This window comes from Streptomyces alkaliphilus, assembly GCF_014141535.1.
In the GTDB taxonomy this organism is placed as follows: Bacteria; Actinomycetota; Actinomycetes; order Streptomycetales; family Streptomycetaceae; genus Streptomyces; species Streptomyces alkaliphilus.
Genome location: NZ_VKHT01001345.1, coordinates 1 through 1,072, shown reverse-complemented (window position 1 = coordinate 1,072; position 1,072 = coordinate 1). Strand labels below are relative to the sequence as shown.

Here is a 1,072-nt window from a genome sequence, read left to right as displayed (position 1 = left end):
GGCGGGGGATCGTGGGGGCGGCTGTCCTGACGCATGACACGACGGTACGCGCGATCACCGACAACGGGCCGGCGGTTTCCGCGCCGGCGGGGGCACGATTCCCGTCCACGTCCTCCCGGGGACCCCGGTTCGGGTGGTCCGCCGGCGGCGCGTTCGATTCCGCGACCGGGGCCGGGGCGGGGCACCGGACGCCTCAGGAGTCGAGGGCGGGGATCTCCTGCACGGCGTACCACAACAGTTCGTGGTCGCCGGTGCCCTCCAGCACGAACCGGGCGTCCGGGTCGCCCTTCTCGGCGGCCGGCAGGGCATCGGCGGCGGCGACCAGATCGGTCTCCGCGTCGGCCGAATCCACGTGCGCCGCGGCCCATCGGGCCACCGGGACCGCCTCGGTGAGCGTCACCTCGCCCAACGCCTCGGTGAGCAGGGCCCGATCCGGGTCGGTCCGCACCAGGTCGTCGGGCACGTCGACGGCGAGCACCACCCGACGCGGCGGCACGTCCCGGTCGGCGGCGATCAGACGCAGCGAGTCGAGGGCCGCCCGCCCGAGGGCCGCGTACTCCAATTCCTCCTCGGTTCCGGAGAGGTACCACTCGCGGAGGCCGGGGGTGACGGCGCGGGCCGCCAGGGGGGCGGGCCCGACCTCCCCCGCCCGATACGCCTCGGCGAGTCCTGGGAGGGTGAGCGGGAGGTAGACGCGCATGCGGATCAGGATAGAGCAGCGCGGGCCGGGGCCGGTGGGACGAACGGGTCCCGGTGGACCGGGGTGTCGTGGGCCCGGGGTCCCGGCCTCCTTCGACACGGGACCCCCGCTCGGAGCAATGCGCTTGGCCGGTCCGTGCGGGCATGGTTACACTCCGCGATGTTACTGATCAGTAGCTCCGTTCCGCGGCCCTCCGCCGCGGGGCGGGGCGAACGATCCGGGCGGTCGTCCCGACGACCCCGGATGGGAGTGGCGCCATGACCACGGACACGACGCACGCGACAGGGACCACGGGGGCCGCTCCGGGTGGCACGGCCACCACGGCCGTCCCGCCCGGGGGCGGCCGGCGGGACACACCGCCCCCCGCACACC

The 1,072-nt window shown here is 75.5% G+C and carries 1 protein-coding gene; it reads right to left on the bottom strand.

Features of this window, described 5'->3' with window-relative positions; genetic code table 11:
* Positions 1–193 precede the first annotated feature (193 nt).
* On the bottom strand, positions 194–700 hold the full coding sequence (locus tag FNQ90_RS24385; RefSeq protein ID WP_182608320.1) for a DUF6912 family protein: 507 nt from the start codon (positions 698–700) through the stop codon (positions 194–196).
* Positions 701–1,072 lie beyond the last annotated feature (372 nt).

Excerpts from the sequence above, each read along its gene's own strand:
- FNQ90_RS24385 (WP_182608320.1), bottom strand. The coding sequence starts at position 700 with ATGCGCGTCTACCTCCCGCTCACCCTCCCAGGACTCGCCGAGGCGTAT.